This is a genomic window from Rurimicrobium arvi (assembly GCF_039540495.1).
GTDB classification, from domain to species: Bacteria; Bacteroidota; Bacteroidia; order Chitinophagales; family Chitinophagaceae; genus Rurimicrobium; species Rurimicrobium arvi.
In genome coordinates, this window is record NZ_BAABEZ010000014.1 from 1 (window position 1) to 20,000 (window position 20,000).

Genomic DNA, 20,000 nt, shown 5'->3' on the forward strand with positions numbered 1-20,000 from the left:
AACCCGCTATATTCGAGGGAGTCGTATCGGTCGTCGGTGGTGGTGCATCACAGTTGATTACGGCAACCTGCACATCACGCGTCGTGAAACCCATCAGATCACCCGTCTGACGATCATAATCATAAGTCTTGAACGCAAGAACAAACTTCCCGTTGATCGTCGGCTGGAACGTTGCCGTACCGGTGCTCGGATCAAAATAATACGGATAGCTCGGATCGCTCGCTATCGGATCTGTCAATGAATAACAATATGCTGTAGCCGGCGCAGGTGGAGGACATGCGTAGGGAATATAAACGTATGGAATAAGAGTTGCCGAGTTTCCTCTGGGTTGCTGATTTACGGAAACCATACTGTCCAGATCCGGATCCTGGGGAGCATTCGGAAAGCTCACTTTATTGCCACGACAGAAATAAGGAATAGGATCAAGTGTATAACGCGGTGTGTTCACACGTGCTTTCTTCGTGATGTTGATCATCGCATCTACGAACAAGTCATATCCGCTGGGGCCTTGAAGATTTTGAATAGCACTATTTCTCGCGCCTTCATGCCACCAGAACACCCAGTCGGAACAAGGGCCGGGAAGCGTAACAACCAACTGCCAGCGGTGACGCACGAATGCAGGACGCAGCGCTACAGAAGTAGCATCGAGCGTACGGCAGGAGTTGATTTTCTTGAACGTATCACACAACTGATCCAGTGTGTCGATCTGAGGTGTACCCATATCGCGGCTGTCACCGGGAAGACATTTTGAGATAGATTCCCAGTTCAACGTCTCGGTTTTACTAAGATCGATCGCCCCGAGTTCACAGGCCTTATATACGTTCAGCGTAATTTTATAAGTATAGGGACTTGCGGCCGTGGGAACATAATCCACGCTGATATCAGCAGCCGCAAGGTGACTCGCCTTCGACTGAAAGGCTAGCATGACAGGCAGCAGATATAGCAATCCACGAAAAATATTCTTTAAAGCTATTTTCATAAAATACTATTTAAAAGGGATAGGGAGTTTAATTGTCTTATTAGCGGATCAATGTTACGTTACCTTGTTTAGAGACTTTCTTACCTGATTTGGTAACGGCTTCAACGGTATAAACATATACACCCATTGGCTGAGGCTCTCCTTTATAACTACCATCCCATCCTTCTTCAATATTGGTGGTTTCAAATACAAGCATACCCCAACGGTTGAATACCTTAAGAGAAGTAAGCGTCGCATCTCCGAGATGTGCAGCTTTGAATGTCGTATTGTCGCCGGAGCGTCCGGGAGCAAATGCATTCGGCATATCCACATAAGAATCCGGTGAAACGAATACATAAATGGAATCTTCAGCCACGCAGCCTGCTGCAGACACCGCACGTAATCTATATGTTGTATTCAACAATGGTGCAATTTTCGGACGCGAAGAAGACGAATCCCCATAATCCAGGAAACCGGTAAGCGGGAACCAGGTATAGTAGAGTGCGTTGCCTTCCGGACTTAACTCTATTACGTCACCGGGATAAATACGCGCACTGTCCGGCAGATAAATCACGGTACGCGGGAATACACTTACTTTAATGCTGGCAGAGTCCACACAAGAGTTACTGTCTGTACCGATCACCACATAATCCGTAGTAAACGTCGGTGATACACGCGGATGCAGAGAGTGGATAGAATCAATGTTCGTGGTAGGCTTCCAGGTAATTGTCTTAAGTAATGCATCACCCGCTACCAGCAGTGTGGCTGAATCACCGGGACAAATGGATGTATCATTTCCTTTTGTGAGGAACGCGCGTGGATTCACTGAATATACAGCGCTGTCTGTTGCAGAACAGTTAGCACGAGTGGTGGTCACTGTGAAATGTATTGTTTCAGAACGATATCCTGTAAAGTAAGTAACAAACGTATCTGCGCGGGATAATGCTCCTCCGGGATACCATTTGTATTTATACAGAGAGAATACATCCGGAGACGGATTAATATCCGCAAACAGGTTCAGCGTATCGCCGAAGCAGATAGATTTATCAGGACCTATATCTACAGTAGGTGTTTTGTCTACCGTGATCACAATTCGTTTCACGGAATCGGTACAACCTACACGGGAGGCTGTGAGTGTGTACACCAGTACACCGGTATCTGTTCCCGGAGGAGTGATCGTTGTTACACCGGGAATAAATTCGGTTGGCGTGGATACTCCTGTAGGAGGGTTCCAGGTATAAGTATAAGTAGAGTCGTTGGTTGCACCGCGGCTTACATCTCTCCATCCCTGAAGCACCACGGATTTGCCGCTACAGATAGCGGTATCACTTTCGCCTTTCTGCCGGAACTTATACCCCAGTCCGGTCATGGAATTCTGCAGGGTATCCCCGGTTAATATATAATATCCTTTCAGGAGATGCACGACAATTGTATCTTCTTTATAACACTCGCTTCCAGGCGTGGGAGTTACTTCCAGGCGATATACCAGTGAATCAGGTAATGTCAGCGGATCTACTCCGTTAGGGATACGCAGCACAGGCGAAGGATCAGTTGAATCGCTCAGGTAGGTACCGGGAATCCAGTGGTACGCGTACGTAAGTTCGGGTTGTGGATTCAACAGGTTTGAGTTCATTTGCAGTGTATCATAAATACACATAACAGTATCCGGACCTGCATTGATTCTCGGATTCACAACAACGATTTTCATTTCCGCCTGATTTGTATTCAGCGCGGGAAGATCCTGGCGTTTACAACCACCGGGAATAGACGGGGTCTCCACCAGATACACAGTTGTGGAGGACGGTCTCACCGAAGCACACGGAGGATAAGTGGTGATGCCGAGCGATCCAGTGGGGAAACCTGTTCCGGATGTTGTTGTGGAATAGGTATAAGTTCCTCCTGTTGCCGAAGAATCCGGTGTAGGACAGAGGTAAGATGTATCACCAAAACAGATAAACGTATCTGTGGCGACAACATTCAATGTTTCAACAATATGGAATGTGATCGTATCCCTGCGATGAACCTTCGGTGCACCCGGACGACAAACATCGCTTTCGATAATCATACGCTTTACACCCTGGTCTGTTTCGTTCGGAGTCCAGTCCAGACATCCGGTAACGACATTGGTTCCTGAACCGGCATATCCTGTAGGAGTGATTGTGGAAGAACCGGAAGTTGGTGAAAATGTAAGGTGATCGTCTTTTACATTCGTGATGGCAACTGAACCGTCAGTGGAAGCGATATTGAAACATACTCTCATGGCCACGTTGGGACAAATCTGCACACGACCGGCCGTATTCACGAATGCCTGTATCATGGAAGTAATGCTGAATGTAACATTGTTAGGAGTACATCCGTTATTTACAATAAACTGAATATCGCGCATCACCGTACCTACAACTTTTGTACCACGACGTTTAACCACATAAATAGTCATCATTGCCTGCTGAGCAGCTGAAGCCGCAGCCGGTGTAAGCGTCATTAAGCCGGAGGTTGCACCGAAATTAAAGGTACCACCGGTAGGAAAAGGATCTGTTGTTAAAGATGTTCCGGGCTTAGAACCACCGAAAGCATAACTGGTGGGAGCAGGAGGAATCAGACATGCAGACTGGTTTTCAGAAGCTGTCTGAGGATCAATAAGAGAATAAGAAAGCACATCTCCGTCAGCATCAACACCCGCATAATTAAAGGATTGTGGCACTCCGGCACACATGTATTGGATGAGATCTGTACTGAAAGCAGGAGAAGAACTCTTAGGTGCATCAATGTTATTGAGCGTAGCCTCCGTATACATATTGTTGGTGGCCAGGGCAGCATAGTTGGTGGATCCCGCATTACGCGCATCCAGCGATACAGCAAACTTCCATGTTGCACATTTTGAAGGCAATGTGACAGTGCCCTCATAAACCCATTTGCGGAATCCTTTCAAAACGGTAGCAGGAGAGGTACAGGTAGTAGCCGGTGCGGAAGTACAGCCGTTTCCGGGATCAACAATTGTACCATTGCTGCTTAAAGGAGTTTTCTTGGTCAGCAGCACACTTCCGTTATCGGTATTACAGGTATTAAAATAGCACACGCGAATATTCGCAGGCTCCGTACTACCACCGCAGTCGCGGTAGAAAGTATACGTAACCAGGTAAGTAGAGTCACTAACCCACTTATATGCCAGTTCTGCAGCTGCAACCCTGTTCGCAAGCGCATTTTCCGATGATAAAAGGAAAAACACGGCGGACAGCATTAATAATAGGGTCGAGGAAAGTCTTTTCATTACGCTAATTTTTTTCAAATGCTAACAAATTTATTCTTTCTGGAAGAGTTATGCAAGTTTTGTTAAAAAAAAATTTCACTATTCATTATACTTCCAACTAATCTAAGACGGCGTTTTTTAAAGATCGGTTGGCTACTTATACAAACTTTTTGAAAAAAGGGACTACATCATTAATTTCCAGTTGCTTCATACACTTAAAGTGCCCTTTCGGACACTTACCGTAACCCAGTTTGCTGCAAGGGTGGCAGGAAAGATTTTTTCGCTCCAGCGCAACGTGTTTTTCCGCTACATTGGAATTCATATTATTAAAACCATAATAAGGAAACATGCCCATTTCAGGACTGGTATTGCCCCACAGCGAAACAATCGGCTTTTGAAAAGCCGCGCCAATATGCATCAAGCCAGTATCATTGGAAACCAATACTTTAGCGTATTTGACAAGATCTGCCGATTCGTTCAGGGAAAATTTGCCGCAGGAATTGTAGACCTTGAACGGAGCAATACCCGCAATCTCTTCTCCAGCTTCCCGGTCTTCCGGACCTCCCAAAAGGATAACAGGTATAGGACTCAGTTCACAAAGACGACGCCACTGCTCGACAGGCAACTTTTTAGTTGCGTAAGACCCGCCGATCACAAACCCGACATACCCTGCCCAATGGCTCATAGGAATATCTTTGTGGGTCGTCTTTTCCGCCTCAGGGATAAAATAGTCCAGACCTTTGCCATCATTGTGCACTCCAAGCGGTTTTACTGCTTCAAAATAACGTTCCACGATACTTTTATCGGGCATCAGGTTTATTTTGAGGTTGACCAGCAGCCATTTCCGCACGTTGAGCTTAGGAAAATCGTATGCTGTAACGCCCAGAGCTTTGCGAACGCGTGCGGAACGGACGTTTTTATGCAGATCGATTACTACCTCAAACTGTTCCTGCCTCAATGCAGTAATCATAGTGGCCCAGTCTTCGTCCAGTGTATGGATTTTCCGGATGTACGGGTTGGCTTCCAGAACAGGTACGAACGATGCTTTGGTAAGGTAGTGTACTTCCGCTCCCGGAATCTGTTGCAGACACCGTACAATGGGAGTCGTGAGCACAATATCCCCTATGGATGAAAAGCGGATGACAAGTATTTTCATTCGGGAAAAGTAAAGATTCTGCGCTTATTTTCGTCCACCGGACCAGCGAAGCGCGTAGGAAATATAAAAATTGAAGTCGAAAGCGAGATTTTTTTCCGCGGCACCAAAACCGGCGATTCCTTCCGGCTTCAGATCGCCGACCGACTTCTGATTCAGCGCGAACTTCGACCGGACGGTCCAGCCGGCAAATACCCCTCTGAATAATTCCAGCTTCATGCCGCCGGACAGTTCCAGCCAGTGAAGGCTGAAATAGTCGGAGGGTATGGTCCCGGAGGTTTTGTTGCCGAGACCATCATCCGTATTATACGCAGCCGCTCCCCGCTTTACCACGGCAACACCATAACGCAGGCCTACAAATGCAAGACTCCAGTCGTTCGGCCTTTTCCGGGGGAACAGCGCCTTATCGATTCCTGCCTGCACGAAAAAGTTGTCTGAGTTGTAGCGCAGTACAGGATAATTTACAGTTGAACTTCCGAAACCCGCTTCTGCTGCGAAATAAAGCTCCTTTTTAAAATAGTAATCAGCGCTTAACTCATAACCATGAACTTTATCAGAAAGTACGTTACGCGCAATCCTGCTGATATCAAACCCAAGCCTTAATTGTTTCTGACTTGCCTGAACAGCGGGTGCAGCAGGCGCAGGTGTTACCGTATCGGCAACCTCCTCTGCATGCACCATTACCGGGCAAAGCAGCAAAAGCATACTAAAAAAATATCCCGACGTTCTGGACATTCGCTTTAGTGGTGATTTCAGGATTAATAATGGCAACCGAATCCAGGTTATGACGTGTATACGGAAGCTGTTTCAAATGGTAAGTGTAAGCATATCCGCAGGCATTTGAATAAAATGTCAGCTTGCTCTCGTAGATAAAAAATAACGTGTCCGTCATGCTGTACCCGGAATCAACCTGCAAGGTCCAGCGTACTGTGTCCTTCAGTGGCGCCAGCACGATAGAAAAGTTGGACAATCCCTTGGCTCCGTAATACCAGTAACGCGCAGAGTCAATATCCAGACAAACAAAATTTGCGTTCTGCAAAGCGGTATCTGCATATGTGTTACTCGTAGCGTCAAAGCGGGAACAATGCACCGCTACGGTAGATAAGGTAGGTACCAGACAAGGATTGTCAGCACTGTTGCATGCTGCCAGAAATGCAAAAAGACAAATGCCGGCAGTAGTTACTGCCGGCTTATGTGCCTGCTTATTCACCATCCAGCAGGGAAAGGATTTTATTTACATCGTCCAGAGCCTTATCGATCTGACCCTGCAATTGATTGCGCTCGGAGCTCACGCCCTGAGCCTCATCCAGAGCGGGCTTGAGGATATTGATCTGCATCTGTGCCTCGGCAAGTTGCATGTTGCGTTGTTCCAGCTCCGCTTTCAAACGATTGATCTCGTCTCTGCTTTCCTGGAATTTCTCCACCAGGACAGCCACCTTTTGGTGTAATACTTCAAGTTCTTTCATTACGATCTGATTTGTGCTTGTAACTTATTTTGATAGGTTGAAATTAATGTTTGCATGAACCCTTCGATTTCTGTGTCGGTCAGGGTTTTGTCCGTCAGCTGGAAGGTGTAGCTCAGGGCATAGGATTTCTTGCCCGCGCCCAGCTTTTCACTTTCGAAGACGTCGAACAACGAGAATGATTTTAATGCAGGAATCTGCAACTGGCGGGTCACCTTCTGAACATCTTCATACGGCGTGGCTTTGTCGAGTACAAGCGCGAGATCTCTCTGCACCTCCGGAAATCTGGGCACTTCCGTATAGCGTATCTTCACCCTGCTCATTGCATCATACCAGTTCGGCCAGCTGATCTCGGCATAATACACTTCCTGTTTAATGTCGAATTGCTTCAGTAAGGTATCATCCACGCGCTTAGCTGTTGCGCACACCTGATTTTTGATCTTCCATTCCAACACCTGTGCTTCATTTAACTGAACCGATAATTTATCGAGTCCCGATAAACGCGCCAGCTGATCTACTACCGATTTCAGAAAAAACAGGCTCCCCGCTTCTGCCTTCTGACTCCAGGATGCCGCACGGGCATTACCGCTCAGCCACATTGCCAATACAGCTGATTGCTGGTATTTACCTGTTCCTTCCGAAGCATAAATATTGCCGAACTCAAATAAAGCCAGATCGGGATTCTTCCTGTTGATGTTGTACTGTAATACTTCCAGTCCGCTTTCCAGCATTGAAGGCCTTAATACGTCCAGTTCGCTGTTCAGCGAATTGATCATCCGCACCAGCGTCTCATTACCGGGATAATACCTGCTATTCGTAATGCTATTCGTGATAATTTCCTGAAAGCCCATTCCGCAAAGCGCTTCAGCGATCTTTTCTCTCTGAGGACGATCTGAAGGCAAAGCTTTTACCAACGAAATATTCAGGCGTGCAGGTATCTCTATTTTATCAAGTCCGTCAATACGCAGTACTTCTTCAACAAGATCTGCAGCCTGGGTCACATCATTTTTACTGAAAGGAACACGCACGGTAAATCCATCTTCAGTCTCACTGACAAATTCAAATTGCAGTGAGCTCAGGATATTTCTGATCGCTGTATTGCTGTATGCTTTACCGCTCAGCGTGCGGATGTAATTATATGTTGCAGCTACTTCCACAGGGGTCAAAGGCTGAGGATAAACATCCTGTAAGCCGCCGTTTACAGACCCTCCGGCCACCGCAATAATCAGGCTCGCAGCCCGCTGTAAAGCAGGAACCACGTTTCTGATGTCGACACATTTTTCAAAGTGTGTGGCAGCGTCCGTGCGGAGACCGTGGCGCAATGAAGTACGGCGGACAGATGCTCCTGAAAAATAAGCGCTCTCAAGGAAAATACGTTTCGTAGCAGATGTAACACCGCTATTGTTGCCCCCGAATACTCCTGCAATACACAAAGGTTTTTGCGCATCGCATATCATCAGATCTTCGGCAAACAGGCTGCGCTCTTTTTCATCAAGCGTCACAAATTTTGTGCCTTCCGGGAGACGACTTACATGAATCTCGTTGCCACTGATCGTATCGGCATCGAACGCATGCAGCGGCTGACCGAACTCATGGAGTACGTAGTTGGTAACATCAACGATATTATTGATAGAACGGATGCCGATCGTCGCAAGCGATTGCTTCAGCCAGTCGGGAGATTCAGCAACGCTTATTCCATCGATGCTGATGCCGGCATAGCGCGTGCAGGCGTCCGGAGCCTCGATGGATATGGTAACAGGTCCGGGGCTGCCGTTAGCAAATGCTTCAGGATCCGGCATCACAACAGAGTACGATGTGCCTTCATGATGAGACAGATAAGCACATACATCTCTTGCCACACCGATATGACTCATGGCATCACTTCTGTTGGGTGTCAATCCTATGTGAATTGCCGTATCAGGCGCAGTAAGTCCGAAATATTCGGCAGCCGGCGTACCCGGAACGGCTTCAGCCGGAAGAATCATAATTCCTTCATGGCTGTTGCCCAGACTCACTTCATCTTCCGCACAGATCATCCCCTCGCTTTCCATACCGCGGATCTTGGCCTTTTTAATTTCAAAAGGAGCGCCGTCAGAAGGGTGAACGGTTGTTCCCACAACTGCAACAATCACTTTTTGTCCGGCTGCCACATTAGCCGCTCCGCAAACGATATTCAGCGGACGCTCGCCGCCAACGTTTACAGTCGTTACTTTCAATTTATCAGCATTGGGATGCGGCTCACAGCTGAGCACTTCCCCTACAAAAATGCCCCGCAATCCACCTTTGACAGATTCCACCAATTCAGTACCCTCCACCTCAAGACCTATAGAGGTAAGGATACCCGACAGTTCGGTAACCGACAGGTTTTTGGGTAAATAGTTAAGTAACCAATTATAAGAAATCGTCATCGAAGCGAAAAAATTTTGCCAAAGATAACCCAAGCAGGGAGGAAAAGGAAGGAAATAAAATTTGACGCGGACAAATTTACGTTTCCACAATGCAAGGGGTATAAACTGTAGAAAGCAGCAAAACGCAGGTGTACAATTTGTGCAAATCTGTATAAAAATGTGAAAAAAGGAATAGCGCTGTGGATTATGTTTAAATTTATGTGGATTACTACTGGACAGTATCTGCACAAAGTGAATAAAACAAAATGCGAGAAATCATTCGGCAGGCGTCCTTTTTGTATCTAATTTAGCAGCCCCGCGGAAAAAACCGGCGAATAATTAATGATTTTTTTACATTGATTTTTCCGTTAAAGTTTCAGCGTACAGCACCGATCATAACCGTAAAAACAGAACGAACGCAGCGATGGCAGTGAATGTAAAAAAAGACTTCGGCAACTACAGAAAAAACAAAACAGATATTTCCTCCTCCCTGGTATATGGCAAGATTCCGCCACAGGCCAACGAGCTTGAGGAAGCTGTACTGGGCGCCATCATGCTGGAAAAGGATAAAATGGCAGAAGTACTGGAAATTATCCAGAGCCCGGATTGCTTTTACGTAAGCGCACATCAGAAAATATACGCATCTATCCGCTCTCTTTTTGATAAGGGTATGCCTGTGGATCTGCTTACAGTGACCGAGGAACTGCGTAAAACAGGAGATCTTGAGTTTGTAGGCGGCCCGTACTTTCTTACCAAACTTACGATGAGCGTTGTCTCAAGTGCGCACGTGGAAGCCCATGCGCGTATTGTAATGGAGAAATTTATCCAGCGCGAACTGATCCGTATATCCGGAGAAGTGATCAGCGATGCCTACGAAGACAGCACCGATGTATTCGACCTGCTGGACAAAGCGGAGACAGGATTATATGAGATCACGGACAAACACCTTCGCAAAAACTTCAAAAGCCTTACCGATGTACTGGTGGAAACAGTCAAGGAAATTGAAGCTGCAAAAAACAACAAATCCGATCTTACCGGTGTACCGAGCGGCTTTGTGGAACTGGACCGGGCTACTGCAGGCTGGCAGAAAAATGCGCTGATCATTGTGGCAGCACGTCCCGCAGTCGGTAAAACAGCATTCACGCTGAACCTTGCGATGAATGCCGCAAAAAACTCGGAAAAGCCTTATCCTGTTGCTTTCTTCTCCCTGGAAATGGGCGCCGGTGAGCTGGTAAAAAGGATGCTTTCGGCAACCACCGAAGTAAGCATGGATGCGATCACCAAAGGACGTATGGAGGAGCATGAATTTGTACAGCTTACGCAGCGTATGACCAAGCTGGCAAATATGCCCATCTATCTCGACGACCAGGCTGCACTGAATATATTCGAATTACGCGCCAAGGCACGCCGTCTGAAGCAACGCCACAACATACAGATGATCATCATCGATTACCTGCAATTGATGAGCGCCGGTAACGATAAAGGACCCGGCAACCGCGAACAGGAGATCAGTAAGATCTCACGTGATCTGAAAGCACTGGCAAAAGAACTTGAGATTCCGATTATCGCACTTTCCCAGTTGAACCGTGCCGTGGAAAACCGTAAAGAATCCAAAGTTCCGCAGCTGAGCGACCTCCGGGAATCGGGAGCAATCGAACAGGATGCCGATATGGTTATGTTCCTGTATCGTCCGGAATATTATGGCATTGAAAACAACGAAATGGGTGAAGCAGTTGAAGGCGAAACGCACATCCACATTGCCAAAAACCGTAGTGGCAGCACAGCAACCATCAAATTGCAGTTTATCAAGGAATACCAGAAATTTGTGGATCTGCCGGACACAAGTTTTGGTAGCTTTCAACCGATGGACAATCCTCAGGCAGGCATCCGCCGCGATCCGGACGGGTTTGGTGACTCCAAATTTTTCATCGCCGGAGGCAATAATGGCGGATTCCAGACGATGCCTTCCAAGGCGAATAATGTAAACTGGGATGATGAGGAAGACCCGAACGGCGGATCAAAAAATACGCGTCGCGGCGGCCTCGGCAACAGCTTCGGAAGCGGTCAGGATGAAGAAGCTCCTTTCTAAATGAAACAGTAAACAAAAGCAATGACGAAACAATACTGGCTTGTAAAATCAGAACCTTTCAAATACAGTTGGGACAATTTTGTACAGGAAGGTCAGACAATGTGGAATGGTGTGCGCAACTACGCTGCCCGTAATAATCTCAGGAATATGCAGATCGGAGATCAGGTATTGTTCTACCACTCCAACGAAGGGCTCTGCGTGGTAGGCATCGCGGAAGTTATTACAACTGCATACCAGGATCCAACCACTGAAGAAACTGCATGGGTGGCAGTGGATCTGAAACCGGTAAAAGCACTGAAGCACCCGGTGACACTGAAAGCAATCAAAGAAGAGCCGGAACTGGCTGAGATTTCGCTTTTAAGACTGGCCCGCCTTTCCGTGCATGCGCTTACACCGGCAGAGTTTAAGCATATTGTAAAAATGGGCGCTTAATACGCAAAAACAACTTTATAAACGAAAGGGCTCTATCCACCGGATGAGCCCTTTTTATGTTTATTGCAATTCTGTACAATTACCGGCCAAGTACAACACTGATGCCGCCTTTCACGTACGTGACCGCCGGGTTAATTGCGTAATCGGCTCCCAGCGTGAGGTACACGGTTTGTGACCTCGTCAGGTTAATATCAAATCCTCCTCCGACTGAAATGCCACGTGATGTAGTGTTGCCGTCTCCGTATCGGTAGTCTCTCGTATCAAATTACATAATTGTGCCCGTAAAGCGCATCGAAAAAAGGCGAAAATATAAATTCAGGAAAAGGCCGCAATTTAATTCCCAGATTGTACGTGAGCATAGACAAGGTGATACCTGTACCTAATGTACATCCGATATGCCGCTCGGGGAATATCGCTAAACGCGCACCTATCGTAGCTCCGAACTCCAATCCCGTACCAATGCCGAAACTCAGAACATTATCAGACAAACTGTGCTTTTTTACAGCAGGCTGATCTTTGGCATAAACATGAGTACAGAGACAAAACGCAGGGAAGATTACTTTGATGATTTTTTTCATGATGTGGTGACTTGTATTGAAAATTAACGTGAAGATTTTCGAGAACGTCCGCCCAGTCCCAGCGCCCCCAGGAGCGAACGGGTAATGATGCTGGCTGCTGTGCGGCCCACCTGCCGCATGATCGGGTTATCAAGTATTTTATCCAGTGCCGAGTCTTCCGCATCCTTTTTTTCCGGTGCAGCAGATTTTGCCTCAGACGCGCTATCAGCTGCAGTTTGCAACTTCTCCGTCAGCATTTCATAAGCACTTCGCGAATCTATTTCCTGAGCGTATTTTGACGCAAGTACGGATTTAGCTGCAATACTGCGTATTTCATCATCGCTCAGAATATCCATACGACTCTTCGGTGCAATGAGCATTACATGTGCAAGCGGTGTGGGGATTCCTTTTTCATTCAGCATAGTGATCAATGCTTCGCCGATACCCATCTGCGTGATCAGCTCGTCTGTCTGATAGAATTTTGTTTCCGGATAATTCTCCGCCGTCTGTCTGATGACTTTACGGTCCGCCGCAGTAAATGCGCGCAATGCATGCTGCACTTTTAATCCGAGTTGCCCCAATACCGATGCCGGAATATCCATCGGGTTCTGCGTGCAGAAAAACACACCTATGCCTTTAGAACGGATGAGTTTGATAATCGTCTCTATCTGCTGCAGCAAAGCGGTTCCGGCATTCTGGAAAATAAGGTGTGCTTCGTCGATAAACAACACCAGCTTCGGACGATCGAGATCTCCCTCTTCAGGAGATACTGCATAGAGTTCTGCCAGCAACTGCAACATGAAAGTGGCAAACAGTTTCGGACGGTCCTGCAATTCGGTAACACGAAGTATATTGATCATTCCCCTGCCATCATCACTGATACGCATCAGGTCTTCCACTTCAAAACTTTTTTCCCCGAAGAACAGATCCGCTCCCTGTTGTTGCAGTTCTATCACTTTACGCAATATCGTACCCGTAGACGTGGTAGCGATTTTACCATACTCCTGCTCTATATCTTTTTTACCCTCGTTGCTGATGAACTGAAGAACCTTAATAAAATCTTTCAGATCGAGCAGGGGGAGCTGATGATCGTCGCAGTATTTGAAGATCATCGAAACAAGCCCCGATTGCGTGTCATTCAATTCAAGAATTTTACTCAGCAGCACCGGTCCGAATTCCGTTACCGTCGCGCGCAACTGTATCCCCTGTTTCCGGCTGAGCGTGAGCAACTCCACGGGATATGCCTTTGGCTGATACTCCATTTCCAGTAAGTGGTAGCGTTCTGCCAGCCGTTCATTCAACGCACCTGCAGCCGCTATGCCACTCAGATCTCCTTTGATATCCAGCAGCAGCACCGGCACACTATTGTCGCTCAGCACTTCGCTGATCACCTGCAGTGTTTTTGTCTTCCCGGTACCTGTTGCACCGGCAATTAGCCCGTGCCTGTTCATGGAACGTAAAGGCAGCAGTATATCGGCTCCGGAAACAACCTGTCCGTCCAGCATACCTACGCCGATCTTCGCCGCTACGCCTTTAAACGCGTAACCCGATTGTATTTCCGATAAAAACTGAGTAGCGTCTGATGCCATAATATGATCTGTTTATTTATAAATGTAAATATCCCGCGTGCCCGAGAAACGCAAAAAATTCCATCAGGTAGGCAATACCCAGATGCACGATCACACCTCCGTATATAGAGCGTGTACGATACGCGATCACACCCAGCAATAAGCCGCCGAAAAAAGAACTGATCGTTTCTCCAAGAGGCTTTCCGTAATGAATGGTCACGTAATACGCGCACATAGGCAGGATCGCCTTATGCCCGAAGCGGGATGCAAAAGCAAGAATGATAAACCCGCGGAAGAAAAATTCTGTTACAAGAAAATCGGAACCATATACCAGTTCGTAAATGCCCACACAACGTGCATAATCCGGTGCTGTTGCATCCACTCCTATTTTTGAATAGCGTGGATAGGTATTCAGAAAATCGGGCTGTGTACCGGCCCAGAACAACAGGGGTACCATAATGGCAAGCATCATGAAGTACGGAGACAACACAACGCCTTTGACCTTAAAGCCATAAAAATTCTGTCTTGTCCTGTCTGCAAAAAACCAATAAACAAAGCAGGGAATCATCAGTGTGACAAACCCTCCGAGATTGTAAGCAACCTTGTGCTGAAAAGTAGACCTGTCCGTAATCCCGTCTCCGAACATCCAGGATTTGAAATCGAAGTCTGATCCGCGGAACGCAAATAATCCGATTGCCAGCGCAATAAGCAGCCACCAGTTGCCGCTTTTGAGGAACCTGAAATCACGTTCCGCAACCCCCTGCAGCACAAATGATCCGATAAAAGCAATGGCATACAGACCACAATAACGGATCACCTGTGTGGAAAGAGGTGATGCACTTTCAATGTAGCTTTCGTAAAAATGATTGCGGTAGGCAAAAAAAGTAAGAACCGTTGCCAACAGCGCCGTGAGGATAAAGGAAGCCCATTTGAAATCTTCCCGGTAATAGGAACCCAGGATTCCGAACAGTTTTTTCAAAACGTGTGGATTTTATTGCCAGAAAGATAATACCTGATCGGCATGTATTTTGCTTTTCACCTTATCGATGATCTCCGCAATGATGCCTTTTTCATCGATCAGAAAACTCGTACGGTGTGTCCCGGTGATCGTACGCCCCATGAACTGCTTTTCACCCCATACACCGTATAAATTCACAATGTGCAGCTCTTCGTCCACCAATAATGTAAAGGGCAGCTGATGCTTTGTCTCAAACTTTTTATGTTTCTGCTCAGAATCCACGCTCACACCGAGTACGGTGATTCCGGCAGCCTTCAACGCACCGAAATTATCGCGCAGATTACAGGCCTGAACCGTGCAGGTGGGGGTATCGTCATGCGGATAGAAGTACAGTAACACTCTTTTACCTTTAAAATCTGCAAGCGATACGGGATTACCGTTCTGGTCCTTTGCCGTGAAGTCCGGCGCCTTATCTCCGGCCTTTAGGTGTTTCATACTATAAAAAATTTCACGCAATATAAGATCATTGAGCTGATGTACGATTTAATGATACTTTTGCAGGAAACGAAATAATACCGAATGAAGATCACTCCCGGTTCTATCAAAACAGCAGATTTACACGCTTTCCTGCTCGGCTCTATCGCTCCCCGCCCTATTTGCTTTGCAGGTACGGTAGACGAACAGGGCAATCATAACTTATCTCCCTTTTCTTTTTTCAATGTTTTCGGCAGTAAACCGCCGATACTGATATTTTCCCCTGCACGCCGGGTCCGCGACAACACGATCAAGCATTCTCTCGAAAATGCGATTGCCACGAAAGAAGTGGTCATTAATGTAGTCAGCTACGCGATGGTGCAACAGATGAGTCTTGCCAGCTGCGAATACCCTAAAGGTGTGAGCGAGTATGAAAAGGCGGGTTTTACACCAATTCCTTCCGATATGGTAAAACCATACCGCATTAAAGAATCTCCGGTAAGCCTTGAGTGTAAAGTGCTGCAGGTGATCGAAACCGGCAATGAAGGTGGGGCGGGCAACCTGGTAATCTGTGAGGTTCTGTGCATGCACATAGACGACAGCGTGCTGAACGAGCAGGGTAAAATCGATCCGCATAAAATAGACCTTGTCGCACGTATGGGCGGAGATTATTATTGCCGTGCATCCGGGAACGCGGTTTTTGAAGTCGCAAAGCCGAATCTGAAATTAGGTGTGGGGGTGGATGCGCTTCCGGAATCTATCAGAAACAGCCATATTCTTACCGGGAATCACCTTGGCATTCTTGGCAATTGCACCACTATCCCTGCCACTTCGGACATTGAGAACGATGGCCGCCTGGAGCAGATATTAAGCGACTTTCAGGCCGGTCCGCAAAGAAGAGAGGCATTACACCATTATGCCAAAGAACTGCTGGATGAAGGAAATATCGATAAGGCCTGGCAGATATTGCTGGTCTGAAAAATCCGCCTTCCGGCGGATTTTTTTTTGTTGTTTCAGAATAAAATATCATTAGTTAACATGTGCTTAGCGCCACGCCATCTGCTTTCCGCACATTTTTGAAGCATGAAAAAGATCATCACTTTATCAGCTTTCAGCGCCGCAATCCTGTTAATGGCCACCACCGGCTGTAAAAAAAGCGATAGCTCATCCGCCAATTGCAACACAACATGGAGCTTTTCCAAAGACATCCAACCGATACTGGCAGGCAACTGTACCTTATCAGGATGTCACGACGGATCCACGATGCCGCTGCTCACCAATTATCCTAATGTAAAAGACGCGGCAGCTCAGATCAAATCTGCCGTGTCCAGCGGCAGTATGCCGCGCGGACGCAGCATATCCACTGCAGACAAAGATGCATTGCTCTGCTGGATCGCTGCAGGCGCGGAGAACAACTAACTTCCGTAGCGCGATAAAAAGGGCTATCTTTGACAGGCAACTCAATCATGGAAAATCCGAATCTTCGAGCGAACAACTCCTCCCCTGGCGATAAGGAATACGAAAACAGTATCCGGCCGCAGAGCGTGGAGGATTTTTCCGGTCAGCCGCAGCTGGTCGAAAATCTGAAGATATTTGTCAAAGCTGCCAATCAGCGCGGCGAAGCACTGGATCATATACTTTTTCACGGACCTCCCGGTCTCGGAAAAACAACGCTTTCACGTATTGTCGCAAATGAACTGGGTGTAAATATCAAGGAGACAAGCGGACCGGTGATTGAAAAACCGGGAGACCTTGCCGGCATCCTGATCGGACTGGAGGCACGCGATGTGCTGTTTATCGACGAGATTCACCGTCTCAGTACCGTAGTGGAAGAATATCTGTACGCGGCTATGGAAGATTACCGGCTGGACATCATGATCGACAGTGGCCCTGCTGCACGTTCGGTGCAGATTGGCTTAAAACCCTTTACCCTCGTGGGGGCTACCACCCGGTCGGGATTGCTCACTACACCATTGCTGTCGCGATTCGGGATCAAATTCCGGCTCGACTATTATCCTGCCGATGTACTGCAGCGGATCATTTTGCGGTCTTCAGACCTCCTTCAGGTGAAAACAACTTCCGACGCAGCAATGGAGATTGCACGACGCAGCCGCGGTACGCCACGTATCGCAAACGGATTGCTGCGCCGCATGCGCGATTTTGCACAGGTACTCGGTAAAGGTATAGTGGACCTCGGTATTGCGGAGCATGGATTACGCGCACTGAATGTAGATGCCAACGGACTGGACGAAATGGATAACCGTATTTTATCCACGCTCATCGACAAATTCAAAGGCGGGCCTACCGGCATCAATAATATAGCAACAGCCGTGGGAGAAGAAGCCGGCACAATTGAGGAAGTGTATGAGCCATTCCTGATCCAGGAAGGCTATATTGTACGCACGCCCAGAGGAAGGGAAGCAACCGAGAAAGCTTATAAGCACCTGGACAGAAGCGGCTGGAAGGGCAATATGAACTCTTTATTCTAGGGGCTTTACCAAGTCCCTAACATTTGCCTGATAACGCTTATTATAGTTTTTTATAGCTTTGCGGCATGATTATGCATGCAAAACATTCTGAAAAGACACAATATTTCCTTGACCTCGAAGACCGTCATGGTGCCCACAACTACCATCCGCTGCCCGTGGTCCTGGAAAAAGGTGAAGGTGTGCATGTCTGGGATGTAGACGGTAAACGCTATTTCGATTTTCTGTCCGGTTATTCCGCAGTAAACCAGGGCCATTGCCATCCCCGTATCATACAGGCGATGATCGCACAGGCACAGAAACTCACGCTTACTTCCCGCGCATTTCATAATAATCAGCTTGGAGAATATGAACGCTACATCACCGGTTTATTCGGATACGACAAAGTGTTGCCGATGAACAGTGGGGTGGAAGCGGTGGAAACAGCCGTCAAGCTGGCGCGCCGCTGGGGGTATGAAATAAAAGGTATTCCGCAGGGGCAGGCTAAGATCCTTGTATGTGAAAATAATTTTCACGGTCGCACCCTTAATGTTATTTCCTTCAGCAACGACCCGTCTGCCCGGATCAATTACGGCCCTTTTATGCCCGGCTATGAAACGGTCCGTTACAATGACATCAGCAGTCTCGCAGAGGCATTGAAAGACAAAAATGTAGCTGGCTTCCTGATCGAACCTATCCAGGGAGAGGCGGGAGTGGTAGTGCCGGATGAAGGCTACCTTTCCAAAGCAGCGGCAATGTGCAAAGAAGCCAATGTGCTGTTTATCGCCGATGAAATACAAACAGGGCTGGGCCGCACCGGGAAAATGCTCGCCTGCGAACACGAAGCAGTACGCCCGGATATGATAATCCTCGGGAAAGCCTTATCCGGTGGCACTATGCCGGTGTCTGCTGTATTGGCTGATGATGAAATCATGATGACCATCAAACCCGGAGAACACGGAAGTACCTATGGCGGCAATCCATTGGCCTGTGCTGTTGCTGTTGAGTCGCTAAAAGTATTGCAGGAAGAAGGTATGTGCGAAAACGCGGCAGTGCAGGGCGACTATTTCCGCTCCTGCCTGCTTAACCTGAGTAGCCCGCATATAAAAATCGTAAGAGGCAAAGGCTTATTTACGGCTGTTGTAGTGAATACGGACAGTGGAAACAAAGATGCGGCATATACACTTTGCATGGAAATGATGGGAAACGGCCTGCTCGCAAAACCGACTCATGGTGATAAAATACGCTTTGCGCCACCTTTGGTCATCACGAAAGATCAGATCGATGAATGTGTCGCGATCATTGCGAAAAGCCTCAATGCACTATAATAAAAAAGCCGGTTCAGAACCGGCTTTTTTATTGCGATCAGTTTCGCTTGTCAATACCCCAGTATAATTTCTGACGAATCGTTTTCAGAAAATTATGCTCGTGCGGCCGCACAAGCGATATCGTGAAATGTTCTTTACGGATAGCAAGCTGCGTTTCGCTGGTAATCGCTTCAGACCGGGAGTCGAGCGTACACAGGAATGTATCGGAACGTCCTTCCACCTCAAATGAAATAATTCCGTCGTCAGGCACCACAATACTCCGCACATTCAGGTTATGCGGTGCCACAGGAGTAATCACAAAGTTTGAAGCCTGCGGGAACACAACCGGTCCGCCACAGCTCAGAGAATAGCCGGTAGAACCCGTGGGCGTAGCCACAATCAGCCCGTCAGCCCAATAGGTGTTCAGGAATTCACCGTTGAGATACGTGTGGATCTTGATCATCGAAGAAGAGTCTTTCCGGTGAATCGTAAATTCATTGAGCCCGAAAGGACTGTCGCCAAACAATGGAATATTGGCATCAAGGTGCAGCAGGCTGCGCTTTTCAATCGAATAAGAACCCTGCATCAGCGAACTCAGGGCATCATCCACCTCATCCTCGGAGATTGCCGCCAGAAAGCCCAGGCGACCGAGATTGATTCCGATCAGCGGGATATTGGACCCTCCCACGAAAGTAACCGTATCCAGCATGGTGCCATCGCCACCGAAACTAAACATCATTTCCACACGCGCGGGCAGATCGTCTGAACCGCTGAAAAAGCCTTTGGGAACGTCTTTCAGCTGCAGAAAACTTTTGATGCGCTGGTAAAAATCATCGTAGAACAACATATGCAGGCCATAGCCCTCAAGCTTATGGATGATGCGCTGAAGCGTCGGTATATCTTCAGGCTCAAAGCTTCGGTTATAGAGTGCTACTAGCATAA

The 20,000-nt window shown here is 47.5% G+C and carries 18 protein-coding genes; 6 read left to right on the forward strand and 12 right to left on the reverse strand.

Going from position 1 to position 20,000, the window contains the following annotated elements; translation table 11 throughout:
- The 7 genes from ABD846_RS05345 to pheT all read right to left on the reverse strand — a co-directional run.
- Positions 1 to 979: hypothetical protein (locus ABD846_RS05345; RefSeq protein ID WP_344823486.1), on the reverse strand; the 979-nt coding region annotated here is incomplete at its 3' end.
- Positions 980 to 1,019: 40 nt separating this feature from the next.
- A complete protein-coding gene (locus tag ABD846_RS05350; RefSeq protein ID WP_344823489.1) occupies positions 1,020 to 4,226 on the reverse strand; it encodes a T9SS type B sorting domain-containing protein in 3,207 nt (1,068 codons plus the stop codon).
- Between the two features lie 136 nt (positions 4,227 to 4,362).
- The gene (locus ABD846_RS05355; protein ID WP_344823493.1) at positions 4,363 to 5,361 is read right to left on the reverse strand and encodes a glycosyltransferase family 9 protein; all 999 of its coding nucleotides are present in this window, start codon (positions 5,359 to 5,361) and stop codon (positions 4,363 to 4,365) included.
- A gap of 24 nt (positions 5,362 to 5,385) precedes the next feature.
- Positions 5,386 to 6,063 (reverse strand): DUF6048 family protein, encoded by a 678-nt coding sequence (locus tag ABD846_RS05360; RefSeq protein WP_344823496.1) that lies wholly within the window; start codon positions 6,061 to 6,063, stop codon positions 5,386 to 5,388.
- A gap of 1 nt (position 6,064) precedes the next feature.
- On the reverse strand, positions 6,065 to 6,571 hold the full coding sequence (locus ABD846_RS05365) for a DUF6452 family protein (protein ID WP_344823499.1): 507 nt from the start codon (positions 6,569 to 6,571) through the stop codon (positions 6,065 to 6,067).
- The gene (locus ABD846_RS05370; protein ID WP_344823502.1) at positions 6,561 to 6,824 is read right to left on the reverse strand and encodes a hypothetical protein; all 264 of its coding nucleotides are present in this window, start codon (positions 6,822 to 6,824) and stop codon (positions 6,561 to 6,563) included. The genes ABD846_RS05365 and ABD846_RS05370 overlap by 11 nt, the downstream gene beginning before the upstream one ends.
- Positions 6,824 to 9,229 (reverse strand): phenylalanine--tRNA ligase subunit beta, encoded by a 2,406-nt coding sequence (gene pheT, locus ABD846_RS05375; protein ID WP_344823505.1) that lies wholly within the window; start codon positions 9,227 to 9,229, stop codon positions 6,824 to 6,826. The genes ABD846_RS05370 and pheT overlap by 1 nt, the downstream gene beginning before the upstream one ends.
- A gap of 403 nt (positions 9,230 to 9,632) precedes the next feature.
- Here pheT and dnaB point away from each other — a divergent pair, with 403 nt between their 5' ends.
- Together dnaB and ABD846_RS05385 are read left to right on the forward strand one after the other, a co-directional pair.
- Positions 9,633 to 11,297 (forward strand): replicative DNA helicase, encoded by a 1,665-nt coding sequence (gene dnaB, locus ABD846_RS05380; protein ID WP_344823509.1) that lies wholly within the window; start codon positions 9,633 to 9,635, stop codon positions 11,295 to 11,297.
- A 21-nt stretch (positions 11,298 to 11,318) separates the two neighbouring features.
- Complete coding sequence (locus ABD846_RS05385; protein ID WP_344823512.1) at positions 11,319 to 11,729, forward strand: EVE domain-containing protein; 411 nt, start codon at positions 11,319 to 11,321, stop codon at positions 11,727 to 11,729.
- 260 nt (positions 11,730 to 11,989) lie between these two features.
- On the opposite strand, the gene ABD846_RS05390 is transcribed toward ABD846_RS05385, so the two are convergent.
- The 4 genes from ABD846_RS05390 to bcp are packed head-to-tail and all read right to left on the reverse strand — an operon-like array spanning position 11,990 to position 15,307.
- Positions 11,990 to 12,307, reverse strand: coding sequence for a hypothetical protein (locus tag ABD846_RS05390; protein WP_344823515.1), 318 nt, complete (start codon positions 12,305 to 12,307; stop codon positions 11,990 to 11,992).
- 23 nt (positions 12,308 to 12,330) lie between these two features.
- Positions 12,331 to 13,875 (reverse strand): helicase HerA-like domain-containing protein, encoded by a 1,545-nt coding sequence (locus tag ABD846_RS05395; protein ID WP_344823518.1) that lies wholly within the window; start codon positions 13,873 to 13,875, stop codon positions 12,331 to 12,333.
- Between the two features lie 16 nt (positions 13,876 to 13,891).
- Positions 13,892 to 14,833, reverse strand: a complete 942-nt coding sequence (locus ABD846_RS05400) for a CPBP family intramembrane glutamic endopeptidase (protein ID WP_344823521.1) — start codon at positions 14,831 to 14,833, stop codon at positions 13,892 to 13,894.
- 12 nt (positions 14,834 to 14,845) lie between these two features.
- On the reverse strand, positions 14,846 to 15,307 hold the full coding sequence (gene bcp / locus ABD846_RS05405) for a thioredoxin-dependent thiol peroxidase (protein WP_344823524.1): 462 nt from the start codon (positions 15,305 to 15,307) through the stop codon (positions 14,846 to 14,848).
- Between the two features lie 84 nt (positions 15,308 to 15,391).
- On the opposite strand from bcp, the gene ABD846_RS05410 reads away from it, so the two are divergent.
- The 4 genes from ABD846_RS05410 (at position 15,392) to rocD (ending at position 19,079) form a co-directional block, all read left to right on the forward strand.
- A complete protein-coding gene (locus ABD846_RS05410; RefSeq protein ID WP_344823527.1) occupies positions 15,392 to 16,264 on the forward strand; it encodes a flavin reductase family protein in 873 nt (290 codons plus the stop codon).
- Between the two features lie 105 nt (positions 16,265 to 16,369).
- Positions 16,370 to 16,705 carry a hypothetical protein gene (locus tag ABD846_RS05415; RefSeq protein ID WP_344823530.1) on the forward strand — a complete coding sequence of 112 codons (336 nt, stop codon included), beginning with the start codon at positions 16,370 to 16,372 and terminating at the stop codon, positions 16,703 to 16,705.
- A gap of 29 nt (positions 16,706 to 16,734) precedes the next feature.
- The gene (gene ruvB / locus ABD846_RS05420; RefSeq protein ID WP_425568020.1) at positions 16,735 to 17,775 is read left to right on the forward strand and encodes a Holliday junction branch migration DNA helicase RuvB; all 1,041 of its coding nucleotides are present in this window, start codon (positions 16,735 to 16,737) and stop codon (positions 17,773 to 17,775) included.
- A gap of 71 nt (positions 17,776 to 17,846) precedes the next feature.
- The gene (rocD, locus tag ABD846_RS05425; RefSeq protein WP_344823533.1) at positions 17,847 to 19,079 is read left to right on the forward strand and encodes an ornithine--oxo-acid transaminase; all 1,233 of its coding nucleotides are present in this window, start codon (positions 17,847 to 17,849) and stop codon (positions 19,077 to 19,079) included.
- 37 nt (positions 19,080 to 19,116) lie between these two features.
- On the opposite strand, the gene ABD846_RS05430 is transcribed toward rocD, so the two are convergent.
- Entirely contained in the window at positions 19,117 to 19,998 is an 882-nt protein-coding gene (locus tag ABD846_RS05430) for an NAD kinase (RefSeq protein ID WP_344823535.1), read from the reverse strand.
- Between the last annotated feature and the right edge of the window lie 2 nt (positions 19,999 to 20,000).

Coding starts and splice junctions, on each gene's coding strand:
- ABD846_RS05350 (WP_344823489.1), bottom strand. CDS start 4,226: ATGAAAAGACTTTCCTCGACCCTATTATTAATGCTGTCCGCCGTGTTT.
- ABD846_RS05355 (WP_344823493.1), bottom strand. CDS start 5,361: ATGAAAATACTTGTCATCCGCTTTTCATCCATAGGGGATATTGTGCTC.
- ABD846_RS05360 (WP_344823496.1), bottom strand. CDS start 6,063: ATGCTTTTGCTGCTTTGCCCGGTAATGGTGCATGCAGAGGAGGTTGCC.
- ABD846_RS05365 (WP_344823499.1), bottom strand. CDS start 6,571: ATGGTGAATAAGCAGGCACATAAGCCGGCAGTAACTACTGCCGGCATT.
- ABD846_RS05370 (WP_344823502.1), bottom strand. CDS start 6,824: ATGAAAGAACTTGAAGTATTACACCAAAAGGTGGCTGTCCTGGTGGAG.
- pheT (WP_344823505.1), bottom strand. CDS start 9,229: ATGACGATTTCTTATAATTGGTTACTTAACTATTTACCCAAAAACCTG.
- dnaB (WP_344823509.1), top strand. CDS start 9,633: ATGGCAGTGAATGTAAAAAAAGACTTCGGCAACTACAGAAAAAACAAA.
- ABD846_RS05385 (WP_344823512.1), top strand. CDS start 11,319: ATGACGAAACAATACTGGCTTGTAAAATCAGAACCTTTCAAATACAGT.
- ABD846_RS05390 (WP_344823515.1), bottom strand. CDS start 12,307: ATGAAAAAAATCATCAAAGTAATCTTCCCTGCGTTTTGTCTCTGTACT.
- ABD846_RS05395 (WP_344823518.1), bottom strand. CDS start 13,875: ATGGCATCAGACGCTACTCAGTTTTTATCGGAAATACAATCGGGTTAC.
- bcp (WP_344823524.1), bottom strand. CDS start 15,307: ATGAAACACCTAAAGGCCGGAGATAAGGCGCCGGACTTCACGGCAAAG.
- ABD846_RS05410 (WP_344823527.1), top strand. CDS start 15,392: ATGAAGATCACTCCCGGTTCTATCAAAACAGCAGATTTACACGCTTTC.
- ABD846_RS05415 (WP_344823530.1), top strand. CDS start 16,370: ATGAAAAAGATCATCACTTTATCAGCTTTCAGCGCCGCAATCCTGTTA.
- rocD (WP_344823533.1), top strand. CDS start 17,847: ATGCATGCAAAACATTCTGAAAAGACACAATATTTCCTTGACCTCGAA.
- ABD846_RS05430 (WP_344823535.1), bottom strand. CDS start 19,998: ATGCTAGTAGCACTCTATAACCGAAGCTTTGAGCCTGAAGATATACCG.